Origin of the sequence: Nostoc favosum CHAB5714, from assembly GCF_020829495.1 — a bacterium.
Classification (GTDB): domain Bacteria; phylum Cyanobacteriota; class Cyanobacteriia; order Cyanobacteriales; family Nostocaceae; genus Nostoc; species Nostoc favosum.
In genome coordinates this window covers 27,757-43,259 of record NZ_JAIVFQ010000039.1, presented here as the reverse complement: position 1 = coordinate 43,259, position 15,503 = coordinate 27,757, and the positions used below count along the sequence as shown (strand labels likewise).

Sequence of the window (15,503 nt, the reverse complement as noted above, 5' to 3'; positions counted from 1 at the left end):
AATGCCTAGTTTATCTTGAGAGAATACTTTATGAAATCAAGATCAATTGCTAAAGGAGTTTCAAATCCAACTCTACTAACACCTGCTCAACTGGAATCGTCCCAGAATCAACTATTGGTGATTGATGTGCGGGGTTGGCTGGAATATTGGATGGGACACGTGCCAAAATCGCGACGTTTGAGCCGTGATAGCATTCTTAAAAACATTTCTAAAGATCAGGCGATCGCTATCATATGCCTGTCAGGACACCGGAGCGAAATGGCAGCTCAGTGGCTCGTGACTCAGGGCTACCGTCAGGTCTATAACCTGCAAGGTGGGCTACTAGCATGGCAGAATACAGGGTATCCCGTACAGCGCGGCAACCGTCCCTAATGAAACCTCAGTATTATGAGCATAAAGCTGTTCCCTAAACTGCTCTCACTTAGTGGTCAACAAGACAGTGGAGGGATAGAGCAACTATTGCAACTGACGAATTACCGTCTTCTCTACAACACGCTGTCAGTGTTCTCAGCTTCAATTCTTGGAGAGGCTACGCCAACGAGTCCGCGAGCGTCATTATCAATTACGAATTATTTTGATATCTCACCCTTTCACCCTCAAAATCCAATGGAACCTATTCGGATCTTTTGCTTTTCTGATGTTCTCTGTATTTGGGCTTATATTGCTCAGATCCGTCTGGATGAATTGAAAACTACCTTTCAAGACAAGATTGCGATCGAACATCACTTTGTCCCCATCTTTGGTATTGCTCGTGAAAGGTTAAATAGCCGATGGCGAGATCGGGGGGGATTGCAAGGATACAGCGATCATATTCAGGAGGTTGCGAAAAAGTTTGATCACATCTCCGTTCATCCTGATATTTGGATTAAAGTTACACCACCTTCATCCACATCCTGTCATTTATTTCTCCATGCAATTCAACTACTAGAAGCAAAGGGTTTGGTAGAGGAAGCTCAACAGGTATTTGAAAAAATAACCTGGGCATTTCGGAAGGCGTTTTTTACTCAACTGGCAAACGTTTCTGACCGCAAGGTACAATTTGAAATTGCGGAGGAGTTAAGGCTCCCGATCGCCGCTATCCAAGCTCAGATCGATAGTGGTGAAGCATACGCTCAACTATTCAAGGATTTTGAACTGGTCAAAGACTATACGGTTACGGTCAGCCCCACCCTAATTTTCAATGAAGGACGACAAAGACTCAACGGCAATGTAGGTTACCGAGTCATCGAAGCCAATATTCGTGAGTTACTGCATAATCCTTTGGAAGAACAATCTTGGTGTTAGGAATAAGGTGATTTCTGAGAAAGAATTTACCAATGAATCTATAATCACAAACGAACGAGTCAATGATATACCTATGTCTAGTAGTTCGCCAAGTGAACTTTGCAGGGTAAAGGGGAAGGGGGAAGGGGGAAAGGTTTTAAATCCCTTACCCTTTACCCTGCCCTTACCCAGCATTTTTGGGTTGGCAGACTACTAGTGGAGTTTGAGTCTTACCATCTTTCCCAACTATGCAAGCAGATTATTCCAAGCAGAATTTTCGAGGACGTTCCTTCAAAGGTCAAAACCTTGAGGGAGCGAACTTTAGCTATGCAGATATCCGAAGCGCTGATTTTAGCGATGCCATCCTTGTAGGTGCAAATTTTAGTCATGCTGAAGCTGGATTGGAAAGGCGGTGGGCTATTTTCTTAGTGCTTATTTCGTGGGTGCTAATGGGTCTATCAGGATTTATCTCATCTATTGCTGGTTTTTTAGTAGCGTCTCTACTATTTTTCACACATAAATCTTATCCATTGATATATCATATCAGTGGCAGAACTGCTATATTCATATTAGTTATCTTCTTTTCCGTTACAATCTTCCAAGGAATACAACGGGGCTCAATAGTTGGAGTTTTAGCTTTGGCCTTAACAGGAGCCTTTGCGTTAGCCGTAGCCGTAACCGGAGCCTTCGCGGAAATCTTTGTCCTAAACGGAGATTTTGCTATAGCCTCCGGCTTCGCCTTTGCTGGAGCCTTTGCCTTTGCTGGAGCGGTAGTCGTGGCCTTAGCCTTAGCCGTAGCCGGAACCTTAGCCTTAGCCGTAGCCGGAGCCTTAGCCTTAGCCTTAGCCTTCCCCTTAGCCGTAGCCGGAGCCGTAGCCGGAGCCTTTGTTGGCACTTTCCCGGTTACCGGAGCCTTCGCGGAAATCTTCGCCAGCGTCATAGCCGTAGTTATAGTATTATTTGGCACATATATAAGTTGGCGTGCATTGAAGGAAGACCCAAAGCAGGCACTAATTCGCAACATTGCTATTGCTTTTGCAGCTTTTAAAGGGACAAGCTTCCGCAACACAAATTTAACTGATGCTAATTTTACAGAAGCCACCCTCAAAAGTACAGATTTTAGAAAGGCTATTCTAACTCGTACTTACTTCCATAAAACCAATAAACTTGACCGTGTTCGCGCTGGCACAACTTACCTTCAAAATACAAAACTTCGCCAAGTATTAGTTACACAACTAGGGCAAAACAAAAATTTTGACCGTTTAGACCTCCGAGGGATAAATTTTAAAGGAGCTAACCTAACAGATGCCAGCTTTCTTAGCGCAGATTTAAGTAAAGCCAACTTGCAAGACGCAGATTTATCTAGAGCAAAACTAGTACAAACGCAACTTGACGGAACCGACTTTACAGGCGCTACTCTTACTGGGGCATACATTGAAGACTGGGGCATTACCAGTGACACTAAATTTGACGGGGTACGGTGCGAGTACGTTTATATGCGCCTGCCTACGAAAGAAAACCCTGACCCCTATCGCAAGCCTGACAACAGACAGGAGGTGTTCGCTGATGGGGAATTTGGAGATTTTATCAAACCAATCTTCGATACACTTGACCTTTATCATAGCCAAGGAGTTGACCCACGTGCGATCGCCATTTCGTTTAAACAGTTAGCCCAGAATCATCCAGAAGCAGATTTGCGAATTGTTGGAATGGAAGTACGGGGTGAAGACAAGTTTTTACTTCGTGCCAAAAGTGCAGGAACTGCTGATAAATCAGAACTGAGTAGAGAATATTTTGATACTTATAACGAGCTAAAAGTTTTGGCAGAGCAAGAAGTCCAAAAGTTAATAGCCGAAAAAGATTACATAATTACTGAATTAAAAAATATGGTGGTAACAGCGCTACAACGCCCTAGCTATTATTCAAGTACTCAAATACAAGATGTTGGCAGTATGAATTCTAATCAAGGTGGAATTAACCAAAGTGCAAATAATAGCCAATTTGATCAAGGACAACAAGCAGCGCAAGGAGATAGAAGTCAGCAATCTATGAGTAATAACGAAAACTACAAAACTAAATATGATCAAAGCAATGCCAATATTGGCGGTTTTATTGACACTGCCCAATCCGGTAGCCAGCAGACATTCAATCAAAATATTGCTGCACCAGAACAAAAACACAACCTTGTAGAAGCCGCAGCAGAAATTCAGCAGCTACTGGAGCAATTAAGCCAATCTTATCCTACTAATACAATATCTGGAAAAATGGCATTAGCTACAGAAGCAGTGCAACGGATTGAAAATAATCCACCTTTAATGCAGAAAACAATTAGTGCATTAAGTGCAGGAAGTACAGCTGCTTTAGAACAACTTCTCAGCCATCCCGCAGCTAGCTTTGTCATTTCTGCTTTAGATGATTGGAATAAGAACCAGGGTTAGCGCGTCTCAAACCCTATTGACAGGTGGATTCTAGGAGAGTGCTGAGTTTGGGAGAGCCGCCGCCAAGACAGAAACCATATACTGATCATTCATCGCGGCTCGCCGTGATTTTTGGCGAATACTGCGATGAAAAGATGTTTCTCGTTCTAAGGCATTGAGAGCAATCCGACGTAGTAAAGCAAAATTCTGTGGGCTGTGCAGAGAACGAATCCGACATTCATCCTCACCGAAAGTGACATCCAATGTCCAATGAACAGAATTTTTGGCGTTGCTGAACCAAAATATGAATCAAGCGATCGCCTTAAGCTTGCGGGTGCTACGCGCCCGCAGCGCCACTGATCCATACTTGAGATAATGTATTACTAACCGAATTGAAAACTTAAGTATTTCTTCGGCTTTAGAGTAACAAAAAGTTTTACGATGTAGTCGAGCTAGATAATGCTTTAAACGGCTGTTTTCTCCTTCTACTCAAGTCAATTACGTTTTGCTAACGATCTGGTCTTCATTATTGATAAAACATGGATAAACAGGGTATCCGTCAGTTACATAAAAATAAGAATGCCAACAATTTATTATCTGCCACAAAGTTTACCCGATAGTTGTGTTCCAAGTTTTGGAATGCCAATCGCCTTGATCACGTTTATGGCTGATACGATCTCCATAGTACATTAGCGGAATTACAAACAGGGTAAGGACAGAGGAGGTCAACATTCCGCCCAACATTGCCCATGCCAACCCTGACCAAACAGGATCGTTAAGGATGGAAAGGTTTCCTAGCATGGTCGTCACACTGGTTAGAAGAATTGGACGGAAACGAACCGCTCCAGCTTCCAGGATGGATTGTTTCAACTCTGCGCCTTCTTTGAGCTTGTCTCCCACAAATTCCAGTAGCACGATCGCATTCCGCACCACAATTCCCGCCAGGGAAATCACGCCAATCATTGCCGTAGCGCTGAAGTAGACTCCACTGACGGCAAAGGCAAGCAAGATACCAATCAATGCCAGGGGAATACTGCCGAGGATGATCAAGGGCACTTTGAAACTACCGAACTGCCCAACTAGGATCAGGTAAATCAGCACGATTGCCACCAGCATTGCCAACCCCAGATCGCGAAATACATCCAGTGTTAGTTTCCATTCCCCATCCCACTGAATCCAGTAGCCTTTCGGTAAGGGATGGCGTAGGAAATAGATGAGTTGATCCAGCACTGCATACACCGAGGAGCGATCACCCATTTCACCCATGACATAGGTAACGGGACGCTGATTTTTATGCAGAATTGGTTGATCGACGGTTGAGGGTTGAAGTGTGACTAACTCTGTCAATGGCACTAAGGAACCATTCGTGGTCGGTAATTGAATTCGGGTGAGATCGTCAATACTCTGACGATTGGTATCGGCAAAGCGTACCTGAATTCCTACTGAAGTTAGTTCTCCCGGTATTTGCAGGATGGAAACTTGAGATCCCGCAATCGCCATATGGAGCGTTTGGACAACGTCTTGCGTCGTCAACCCAGTGCGGTTCACCTTCTCCCGATCCACCACCATCCGCATCTGAGGCATCTGGTTTTTCACCGAGTCGTCAATGTCTACAACTTCAGCCGTCTGGACAAAAACCTGCCGCACCTCTTTGGCAAGCTGCCGCAGTATGGTATAGTCTGGACCGTATAACTCTGCCAGCATCGTTGAACGAACGGGAGGTCCGGGGGGATCTTCTACCAGTTTGACAATTGCGTTGTAGTGTTGAGCAATTTCCGTGAGTTTAGGACGCAACCGGAACACGATATCTTCTGATTGAACCGAGCGAGCATCCTTGTTGGTCAGATGTACCCGGATATCAGCAAAATGTTCGCCGATGCGATCAGTTGCACCGCGTAACATACCGTTAAAGTCAATCGGAGCTCCCACTCCAACATAGGTTTCAAAATTGGTTACCTCTGAGTCTTGCTGTAAAATGGACTCAATATCCTGCACCATACGATCGGCTTCCGCCAACTCTGTTCCCAAAGGTGCATCTAACTGCAGGAGAAAGGTGTCCTTATTATCTTTGGGCAGCATTCTAAACTTGACAGTTTGCGTTAGCACTGGAATGAAGGATATCAGCAATAATCCGGTGATGCAGAACAAAACGAAGCGACGACGACTCGCGGAATCTAGAAGGGGAGCCATAATGCTGTGATACCAGCGATAAATACGAGTATTTACGATTGCATTTGGACTCGCTTTTCCGTCCTGATGATTGAATGGCGTGTCGATCTTAATCAATAGCCGTGCAAAAAATGGTGTTACCGTAAGTGCCAGAATTGTACTTACAATTATTGCCACCGGAACGTTAAACGGAATTGGTCCCATGTACGGACCCATCATGCCCGTGACAAATGCCATTGGAATAAAGGCGAGAATAACAGTAATGTTAGAAAGAACGATCGGACTACCCAGTTCACTCACAGCATCAATTGCCGCACGGGTCTTCTCGCGCCAACTCATTCCTGGTTTTTCTTCAAAGTAACGGTGGATATTTTCGGTGACAGCGATCGCGTCATCCACCAACGTCCCCAATGCCAGAATCAAAGCAAACAAAGTGATCCGGTTAATCGTCTGCCCCGAAATCCAACCGACGATCAATACACCTGCCAGCGTTAAGGGAATGACTAACGTCACAATCAAAGACTCCCGCCAGCCTAGAAAGAGAATTAACAATCCAACAACGATGCCAATCGACATGGCCAAACTCTGATATAAGTCGCCCACTGCTCTGGCTGCTGTTCGACCATCGTTGCGGGTGACAGCAATCGCCACTCCCGGTGGTAATTGCGGTTTCAACTCCTCTAGGCGCTGAAATATCTGTTGAGCAACGCTGACAGCATTCGTTCCTTTTTGTTTAGCGATGCCGATTGTAATCGCAGGTTGGGATACAAATTTGCTCGTCGGTCGGGCTTTCGAGTAGGGATAGGGAATAGTGGTATCCCAATCCTGGCGGTAATGGATGCGGGATACGGTAGTGCGATCGCCAAAGTCATCTACGACTGTTGCCACATCTCGCAGATAAATAGGAGAGGGTGAACCTTGATCAAAGCCGACAATAGTTTCTCCTACGTCTGTTGCTGATTGAAACAGATTACCCACATCAATGAATAGGCGGTTGGTTCCTACCGACACATCCCCTGCAGGTATACGAGAATTCTCCCCCTGGAGGCGTTGAGTAATCTGAGCAGGCGACAGTTTGTAGCTAGCGAGTTTGTCGGGGTCGAGGTCTACCCGAATGGTGCGGGGTTGTCCACCTGTAATTGTTAGGCTGGCCGTATTGGGAATACTGCGTAAGTCTTCCAGTAAGCGTTCGCCAATTCGTCGCAGTTGATTATCACTGTAGTTTTTGCCTGTTACCGTTAGCGTGACGATCGGTACATCGTCAATAATCACAGGCTTCACCAAATATCGTGCGCCAGGTGGCAACAAATCCTGATAGCTATACAAATGGTTTTGCAGCTTGAACAGAGAATCTTCCCAGTTTTGTCCGACAAAAAATTGCACCGTAATTTTGGCAGCAGAATCTTGAGAAGTGGAGTAGATGTGTTCAACTCCGGGCAATTCTCGCAATTTTGCTTCGATCGGAGTGGTCAGAGTCTTTTCCACAACTTCTGCGGATGCTCCTGGATAAGGCAGGTAGATGTCTGCAGATGGGACTACAATTTGCGGGTTCTCTTGTTTGGGAGTCAGCATCACTGCCGCCAAGCCAAAAATTGCTAGAGCAGCGATCACCAAAATTGTGAGTTGGGAGTTGATAAAATAAGCGGTAATCCGCCCAATAATGCTATGTCTCTGAGAATTTTCAGTGAAGTGAGTCATGATTAGAATCTGGATTGAACGATGCAGTCATTCCACTTTTAGGAATCATGCTGAGTGATTTAATCGATCTGAAGAGCAATTCCTTCTTTCAAATTGTCTGTTGGTTCCAGTACCAACCGATTGCCTGCTTTCAAACCTGAAAACACTTCAATCTCAAAATTCTGGGTTTTGCCTGTAGTAATGGGCTGAAAGATTGCCCGATCTTTGTCGTCGATTTTGAATACACCAGTGACGCCAAACTGTTTTATGATTGCGGATTTAGGAATCACTAGAGCGATGCGTTCTCCAAATGTAGCAGCGGCTCCATCGGCCAATTGCAGTCGCCCAAACATCCCCGGAATCATTCCTGAAACTTTATTGAGGGCGACTTTCACTTCAAAGTTGCGTGTTTTTGGATCGGCAGAAGGAATAATCTGGCTGACAGCACCCAATACGCTTCGATTCAGAGCATCCAGACGAACAGACACCGGTTGGCCCTGCGTAACCTGGACGATCAGTGATTCTGGAACTTGGGTACTAAACCGCAGGCGATCGCTACTTTCCAGCGTCACTAGTTGTTGCCCTGGCCCTGCCATTGCTCCTACTTCAGCGTGCTTGCGAGTAATTGTGCCATTAAAGGGAGCCGTGATCTTTCCGTAATTAAGATTGGCTGATACCTGTGACACCTGCGCCTGCGATTGCTTGACCTGCGCCCGTGCCTGGTTCATCGTCGCTTGAGCTTGGCTAATTCCGGCTTGAATTTGTTGAATCCGTGCCTGGGTCATCTGCACCCGTGTATTGGCTTTATCCAACACTTGCTGGCTAACCGCTCCTTCTGACCGCAGCATTGCCATCCGCTGTTGTTCGAGTCGGGCATCTGCCAGTTCAGCTTCGGCTTCCTGTAACTGGGCACGGGCTTCCCGCCACTGTGCTTGGGCAGTCTGGTAATTGGACTGGGCCATATTTACCCCAGCTAATGCCTGACCGCTCTGTGCTTGAATATCGGCAACGTCAATTACCACAAGGGTGTCTCCCGTCTTGACTCGATCGCCTTCTTGCACAGCCAATTGGCGAACTTTTCCCGTAACCCGACTGGTTAAATTCACGGTTTCTACAGGTTCCACAGTTCCTGTCAGCACTCGCTTGGTTTCGACGCTTTGCAGGCGGGCAATTGCAGTCTTCACCCGTAGTGGAACCGTTGCGTTTGCCGACACCGGAATTGCTGATGATTCCCTATTTTTTCCAGGCTGACTGAACCACCAACCAGTTCCACCCAAAACCAGTAGCACTCCCACCAGCAACCCAATCCTGGGGAGGTGCCGAAGCCAGAAAGGTGAATGCGAGAGAGGGTGAGATAGCTTATCCATCACTATAATGCTTGCTCCTGTTGTTTATGATTGATTGCCCCGCTATGTGGAATATCCTGGGCATTGCTGAATGAAAGTATGATTCGGGCTGGAAGGGCGACAGAGCGATATTTTAAGTGGATTCTATTGCTCAGTTCCGAGCCAGACCCATTATGATGAAGGACTTGATAAATGGTCCTACCATGCGGGGGTATTTAATTATAGCCAGGTAATCTCCTACCTCAAATTTCAATTTGCGCGTTACACAGGCCATACTTGATTCCGTCATATCCAAGCCCTTAGTTAGCCACTTTTGCCAATGCTTATGGTCTGGCCGCAGATCCCAGTTCAGGGGTTGCCCCTCATAACCGCTTGCACTCATAGCTCGCTCCTGAACTATCATAATTACGCCCGTGGGCTGAGGGTTTCCTATAAAGCCATAGCCAATTACAGAACTAAAGTTAATTTTCGCTAGAACATCTACTAATTCAGGCTCTGCATTCCAGCAAACTTTATAAGACTGCATCCATTCCAATGAAAACAAGTTCGCCATTGTTTCGCTTCAAAATTAAGTTTACCAACTGAGAACCCATAGCTGAAGACAGCTATGGGTTCTCAAGTCGCTTTCAAGTACTCTGAAACGTAGCGATCAAATAACTGCTTGATCTGCGGTTGAGCATTAAGATCGAAGCCGATTTCAGCGGCCTTCTCAAACGCCTGCTGCGGTGTCATCCCTTGCCAGATGGCAATGTTCATCAACGTTATTACAACGGCACGCATCGCACTAGCACAATGCACCAGCGCCGGTTTGGGCAACTTGTCAATTTGCCTTAACACCTCGTGAATCAACTCATCGCTGATTTCTTCTAGCTTGACTGGTATGTTAACGTAGCACAGTCCCGCTGCCTCTGCCTGCTGCTGCTCATCGCTGAGGAAGCCTTTCTCGTCAGGTGCACGCAGGTTCAGGACCGATTTGAAACCCTCATGTGCTGCCTGCTTCAATTGCTCCGGTGTCACCTGTCCCGCCACTGTTAGTTCATCATTAATCTTCTTAACGTTTTCCATTGATATCTCCTCGAATTCTGTTTGCCTACTGCGAAGCGTCAAAAGAAAAACTATTTTTCATTTAACTATCATACTACTATATAGTAATATAATATTTAGACAAAGTAATTTTACTTTTGCAAGATGTTGGGGTGGATGTTACTGGGTTTGGGAAAATTTCATACCTTTGCTTAATACCTATGTAATTGAGAGTATAATATAAGCAATTTGCTTGCTTTATGCTTTCAAAACGGTTTGCTCAACTTTCACCGACACCTTCAAAACTACAAAATGCGATGTTTGAGCCAAAACGATAGAAGTGGTAATGCCACTCGATACCCGCCTTTGGCTCCATAAATTAATCCTTTCTGTTCCAATCCTGTAAGAGCACCTTGAAAACCACCACCTCGTGAAAATTGGTGTTTCTGAAGATAGGGACGTGAATGAGGGCTATCAGTAGGATCGATAGCTAAACTTTCCAGTACCCGTGCCTGAATGGGAGGCAGCAGTAAAAGGAGAGATTCAAAGGTAACAGACAAATCTTCAACCAATCGTAACGTGCTGCAATATACGTGATGAAGTTGGACGAGTTTTGGGGAGGATTGGAGCGCAAAACTGGTTTGTTCATCCTGATAGAAGCAATGATGGTCGCTCCAAATTCGCCGCGCCAAAGCAATGGCATCTCCAACATGTCCTTGTGAATAGTCTAAAAATAGTTTTAAGGCATCCACTTCAAACTTTAAGTCTGCTGCTGCCATTGTTTCAACAACCCAGGTTTGAATTTCTTGGCCTGGCATTGGGAGCAAGGAGACAAATTGAATCGAGCTATCTTCCACCCAATGTTCTGGAGTTGTAGCCAAGATAACGTAACTAACCCGGTTTTGGCGTTGAATTTCTTGCCGCAAATATGATTCCCATCGGCCTGCCCGATCCCAGGAGCGAATATGGGGAAAATTCTGAAAGACAAACACTACCCGACAGCTTAACTGTTCTGCCATCATCTGAGGTAAGTTTAATAAGGCTTGTAGAATCAGCCATTCATCATTTGGAGGAACCTGCCAAACCAAGCGGGTTTGATGTGCGGTTGGTTGCTCTAATTGCAAGGGATAGGCACAAGCCCACTGTTGAATAAAAGTTCGTTCTTGCGATGTGCCAAATATCTGCACAATCCCTGAAGCCATCAACTCTAAGAAGCGAGAAGAGGTAGTGGCTCGCAAGCAGTCGATCTCCAAAATCCTGGCTCCCATTTGCTGTGCGGCATAGCGAATCAACGCTCGCCGCCCACTTCCCGTCACGCCTGTGAGCATCAAATCTTGGTCAGCCGCCAAAATTTTACAGGTTTGCTCTAGCTCAGGCTGTCTGCCAATTAACCTTTGTGGTTTAAAAGCATTGTTCATCATTGTCAACTAATTCTCCTCACTTTGAGCCAACCTGAACTGAAAAACTATCTACTTTTCTCTAACAACGCCAGAAGAATTTTCGATGTATAACTGCTTGCACTATTTTCTAGTACAGTGTCATGATATAAGAACTATTTTCTAGTGCAATTCATTTTATCCATGTCTGCTAACCTATCGCATCCTCAAGTTGATCAACCGGTTGAGAACCATGCCTGGCATACTATTGAGGCTCAAAAAACTCTTTGGCTGCTCAAGAGCGATCGCACGCATGGTTTAACTCAGGAACAGATTGACCAGAATTTACAGCACTACGGTACAAATGAACTGGTCGAAACGAGTGGACGATCGCCCCTAGAAATTTTCTGGGATCAGTTTAAAAACATCATGTTGCTAATGCTGATCGCCGTAGCTATTATTTCGATGGTTCTGGATGTGCGCGAATCTTTGGTAAAGGGACGAATGGCACTAAGAAAAGCTCTAATGTATGCGGAATAGGGGTTACAGCTTTTAATGCCAGAGAGCGCAGTAATTAATGGCATAAGTAGCTGCGATCGCTGATGAAGAGATGATGTACAGTTGCCTAAAAAATTTTTGGAGGTAGAAAAAGCTTACTCGTCCGTGAAATACTTTTCTGAGACGAATAAGCCAACATCATAAACACTACTGTGACACTAAGAGTACAAATCCTCAAGGATAAATTTAACCAAAGTTTAGGTTTACCTTTCAAAGAACTATTACCGGAATCGGTGATTAAAGAAACAATATTTGAGCTAAAAATCAAATATAAAAAGCGATTATTTGACCCATTCGTAACATTGTGGGCGTTTTTATCACAGGTTTTAGATACGGATAAAACTTGCCACAATGCTGTAAGTAAAATAATTGCACATTTGGCAGAATCAGAAGTAGAAATTCCGTCCACAGATACGAGTGCATACTGTCAAGCACGAGTAAGATTATCAGAAAAATAAATAGAGAAGCTTTTCAATTATTCTGCACATAATTTAGAAGAAAGAATAACTCAAGAACATTTATGGTGTGGACGGAATGTGAAAGTAATAGATGGCTCGACTGTCTCCATGCCGGACACTATAGAGAACCAAATAGAATATCCTCAGCCAAGTACTCAAAAAGCTGGATGTGGCTTCCCAATTGCTAAAATCGGTGTGGTATTCAGTTTGGTGACAGGAGCCGCCATTGCTTTGTGTATAGACGTTTTGAACACTCATGATATTAAATTAGCTAGGAGGTTGTACAGTTTTCTCAAACCCAATGATGTGCTTTTAGGAGATAGAGCTTTTTGCGCTTATGCTGATATGTTTACTATCAAAAAACTTAATTGTGATGCTGTATTCCGTAAACATCAATCTCGTACAACAACTATGCGAAAAGGTAAAATTGTTGGAGATTGCGACAAATTAGTTACTTGGTATAAACCTAAAATTTGTCCAAAAGGATTGAATAAAGAGGATTTTTTAGCTTTACCTCCTTCCATAACTGTCCGAGAGATTTACTACTACATTCTTATTCCTGGTTTTCGCACCCAACAAGTTAGCTTAATTACTACTCTTTTAGATAAAGCAACTTATTCTACTCTCGAAATTGTTGGACTTTACGGTAAACGTTGGGATGTTGAATCGGATTTGAGGCATCTTAAAACTACTCTGGGAATGGATGTTTTGCGGTGTAAAAGTCCCTCAATGGTACGCAAAGAAATTTATGTTTATTTACTGGCTTACAATCTACTTCGTAGTTTGATGTGGGATGCCGGAACTACTTACACCACTCCTCCATTACGTCTATCGTTGCAAGGTACTCGCCACCATTTAATTAACTTTATTCCCGAACTGTTAGCCGCAACTTCAACAAAACGTCAGCGAATTTATCGTACTTTACTAAAAGTTATTGCCCACAAGCCTGTCAGCGATCGCCCCGCAAGAAGTGAACCACGAGTTCGTAAACGTCGCCCGAAAGCTTACCCTTTAATGACGAAACCTCGGCACGAATTACGAAACCAATTGCAAACTGCTTAACCCGCAAGTGTTTCGGCTTTTCTTAGTGCCATTCCGCCCTTGTCCTTGGCGGTCGGGTCGGATAGCAATCAACTGTAGATTCCACGTCTGATCAGTCATCCGTTCCATCTCACAGTAAGCGACCCCGACCGCCCCATTGTCATCGTCGGTAATCCAAAAGCATTCGCCTTTGCCGTCTGGCAGAGAACCTCTGTCGCTGCTACCACTGAAGTAATCGGACAACATTTCGCCAAGCTCCTCAAGTTGGTTTGGTTGGAACAGTCCGGTTGCATCGGCTAAGGCAATCAGCGCGGTTGTATCATCGGGCATGGTCGGTCGAATCATTGCGAACTCCGTGTGTAAAACTGGTTAGCCTCTGGAAAAAATATTACAACAGTTGTTATGTCGATAAAACATAACAACTGTTGTGGTAAGATGTCAAGAGACTTGTTTCATGTTGCTGTAAACCGAGGAGAGGTATGAGTTATGACGCTCGCCGTATTGAAGTCACTAAAGCGGCATGGCGGGTGATTGCCCGTGAAGGATTGGATCGTGCCAGTATGCGGGCGATCGCGCAAGAACTTGGCTCTTCAACCGGGGTTGTTACCCATTACTTTCGAGATAAAGAAGAACTTACCCTATTTGCCCTGGAACAAGTATTTGAAAACGTCCTACAGGACATGAAAACCTGTGCCGAGGGACGGCAAGGAATTGACAGACTAGTACAGATGATTTTCGTGGCTCTACCTCTAGAGGACATTGACAAAGCTGATTGGAAGGTTTGGGTGGCATTTTTGGGCTATTCTGTCGGGCGCGAACGCCTCGTTCAGAAACACCAAAAACGCTATGACTCTTTACGGCAACTTATTTGTCAAGAGTTAGCTGAGTTACAAAAAGCCTTGGTGATTCGAGCCGATCTCGATTTAACACTCGAAGCCAATGCACTCATCGCCCTAGTAGATGGGATTGGCACTGGTATTGTCATTTGTCCTGAGCAGTTCTCCGCAGAGCAACAAAAATATCTTGTGCGGCGACATATTAATGCAATACTTGCATCATCTTGAACGAATGGCACGCTTGTTAACGGCAAACCCATTATATATAAGGCTTTTGGGTGTCGGGTGTCAGGTGTTGGGTGTAGTGAGTCAGAAATTTATTTGTACCCCTATTCTATAGATTAGTTCAGAGAAAACTCTATTTTTGAATCGTGTCGAAGCCCATCCCGATGGATCTATTTCTTACTCTTGAGACTCTATCTTTTGGATAAACTTCTGAATTGCTTGTAAATACGAGTTACTTCCAGGTTGATAAATTTGGACGTGTTTTCCTTTTGGAATTAATAAAAGTTGTTTGGGTTCAAGGGCAGCATTATATAACTGCTGACTCATGTAGGATGGAACAATGCTGTCATCAGTTCCATGAATAAATAAAACGGGAAGACGTAGAGAACGAACTTTAGAAAGAGAATCAAACTTTTGTGTTAGCAGCAAATCGATTGGAAACATCCGTAACCAATCTCTATATTTGATTTGCTCTGCCATTGATGTAAAGGAGCTTTGCACAATTAATCCGTTAGCTTCTGGATGTTTTACTGCCAAATTTATAGCAACTGCTCCCCCCATTGATTCGCCGTAAATAACAATTTTATCAGGAGGTATTTGTTGGATTTTTACTAAATAATTCCAGGCTATTTGACTATCTTGATAAAGCTGAGACTCACTGGGAAAACTCCCATTACTACTACCAAAGCCTCGGTAGTCAATCACTAACACAGAAAACCCCAACTGCCGCATTGCTTGAAGTCTGCCTATATAATTGTAGTAACCTTTATTATTAGCAGCACCACAAAAGTATAAAAATGTTTTAGGTGATTTTAAAATTTTTACAGGCTCATTTGGAATTAAAGAAACTTTCTCTTTTGGTAATGGTGCTGGAATCCACCAGCCATGTATATATTCATTAGAGTCGGCAATAGGTAAACGCACATCTTTGTAAGGAAGAAGAAAGTCCGGTGAACTAGGTAGCGTTAAGATTTTTGGTGTGGGGCGAAATATCAAATAAGGCTGCCGAACAAACAAAAATAGACAAGTTGAAATGTAGGCGATCGCTATTACTCCTACGCTTGTTAGCAGCAGTTTTCGAGGATTGCTATATACCATGTTCCTAAAGTTATTT

At 44.3% G+C, this 15,503-nt stretch carries 13 protein-coding genes and 3 pseudogenes; 7 read left to right on the top strand and 9 right to left on the bottom strand.

What is annotated here, in order from left to right; genetic code table 11:
• Positions 1-30: 30 nt before the first annotated feature.
• The 3 genes from LC586_RS22450 (at position 31) to LC586_RS22440 (ending at position 3,701) form a co-directional block, all read left to right on the top strand.
• Positions 31-372 (top strand): rhodanese-like domain-containing protein, encoded by a 342-nt coding sequence (locus LC586_RS22450; RefSeq protein WP_190729540.1) that lies wholly within the window; start codon positions 31-33, stop codon positions 370-372.
• 15 nt (positions 373-387) lie between these two features.
• On the top strand, positions 388-1,284 hold the full coding sequence (locus LC586_RS22445; protein WP_229486890.1) for a DsbA family oxidoreductase: 897 nt from the start codon (positions 388-390) through the stop codon (positions 1,282-1,284).
• A gap of 227 nt (positions 1,285-1,511) precedes the next feature.
• The gene (locus LC586_RS22440) at positions 1,512-3,701 is read left to right on the top strand and encodes a pentapeptide repeat-containing protein (protein WP_229486889.1); all 2,190 of its coding nucleotides are present in this window, start codon (positions 1,512-1,514) and stop codon (positions 3,699-3,701) included.
• A 30-nt stretch (positions 3,702-3,731) separates the two neighbouring features.
• On the opposite strand, the pseudogene LC586_RS22435 reads toward LC586_RS22440, so the two are convergent.
• The 7 genes and pseudogenes from LC586_RS22435 to LC586_RS22405 form a co-directional block, all read right to left on the bottom strand.
• Positions 3,732-3,965: pseudogene (locus tag LC586_RS22435) on the bottom strand (transposase); the annotation flags it as partial.
• Positions 3,966-3,989: 24 nt separating this feature from the next.
• Positions 3,990-4,286, bottom strand: a pseudogene (locus LC586_RS22430) (IS1 family transposase); the annotation flags it as partial.
• 3 nt (positions 4,287-4,289) lie between these two features.
• Positions 4,290-7,547: an efflux RND transporter permease subunit gene (locus LC586_RS22425; protein WP_229486888.1), complete on the bottom strand. Its 3,258-nt coding sequence runs from the start codon at positions 7,545-7,547 to the stop codon at positions 4,290-4,292.
• Positions 7,548-7,606: 59 nt separating this feature from the next.
• Positions 7,607-8,893, bottom strand: a complete 1,287-nt coding sequence (locus LC586_RS22420; protein WP_229486887.1) for an efflux RND transporter periplasmic adaptor subunit — start codon at positions 8,891-8,893, stop codon at positions 7,607-7,609.
• Positions 8,894-9,023: 130 nt separating this feature from the next.
• The gene (locus LC586_RS22415; protein WP_229486886.1) at positions 9,024-9,425 is read right to left on the bottom strand and encodes a hypothetical protein; all 402 of its coding nucleotides are present in this window, start codon (positions 9,423-9,425) and stop codon (positions 9,024-9,026) included.
• Positions 9,426-9,487: 62 nt separating this feature from the next.
• On the bottom strand, positions 9,488-9,937 hold the full coding sequence (locus tag LC586_RS22410) for a protein tyrosine phosphatase family protein (RefSeq protein ID WP_229486885.1): 450 nt from the start codon (positions 9,935-9,937) through the stop codon (positions 9,488-9,490).
• Positions 9,938-10,200: 263 nt separating this feature from the next.
• The gene (locus LC586_RS22405) at positions 10,201-11,316 is read right to left on the bottom strand and encodes an ATP-binding protein (protein WP_229486884.1); all 1,116 of its coding nucleotides are present in this window, start codon (positions 11,314-11,316) and stop codon (positions 10,201-10,203) included.
• Between the two features lie 159 nt (positions 11,317-11,475).
• Between LC586_RS22405 and LC586_RS22400 the strand changes: the two are divergent.
• From LC586_RS22400 to LC586_RS22390, 3 genes and pseudogenes are all read left to right on the top strand, one after another.
• Positions 11,476-11,751, top strand: a pseudogene (locus LC586_RS22400) (cation-transporting P-type ATPase); the annotation flags it as partial.
• 230 nt (positions 11,752-11,981) lie between these two features.
• Positions 11,982-12,287, top strand: a complete 306-nt coding sequence (locus LC586_RS22395) for a hypothetical protein (RefSeq protein ID WP_229486883.1) — start codon at positions 11,982-11,984, stop codon at positions 12,285-12,287.
• Positions 12,288-13,349, top strand: a complete 1,062-nt coding sequence (locus tag LC586_RS22390; protein WP_309143399.1) for an IS4 family transposase — start codon at positions 12,288-12,290, stop codon at positions 13,347-13,349. It abuts the gene before it with no gap.
• Here the strand turns inward: LC586_RS22390 and LC586_RS22385 are convergent.
• The gene (locus LC586_RS22385; RefSeq protein WP_229486882.1) at positions 13,323-13,673 is read right to left on the bottom strand and encodes a GNAT family N-acetyltransferase; all 351 of its coding nucleotides are present in this window, start codon (positions 13,671-13,673) and stop codon (positions 13,323-13,325) included. The two genes, LC586_RS22390 and LC586_RS22385, sit on opposite strands and share 27 nt — an antisense overlap.
• Before the next feature lie 134 nt (positions 13,674-13,807).
• Here LC586_RS22385 and LC586_RS22380 point away from each other — a divergent pair, with 134 nt between their 5' ends.
• A complete protein-coding gene (locus LC586_RS22380; protein WP_229486881.1) occupies positions 13,808-14,392 on the top strand; it encodes a TetR/AcrR family transcriptional regulator in 585 nt (194 codons plus the stop codon).
• Positions 14,393-14,566: 174 nt separating this feature from the next.
• Here the strand turns inward: LC586_RS22380 and LC586_RS22375 are convergent, their stop codons facing one another.
• On the bottom strand, positions 14,567-15,487 hold the full coding sequence (locus tag LC586_RS22375; RefSeq protein ID WP_229486880.1) for an alpha/beta hydrolase: 921 nt from the start codon (positions 15,485-15,487) through the stop codon (positions 14,567-14,569).
• Between the last annotated feature and the right edge of the window lie 16 nt (positions 15,488-15,503).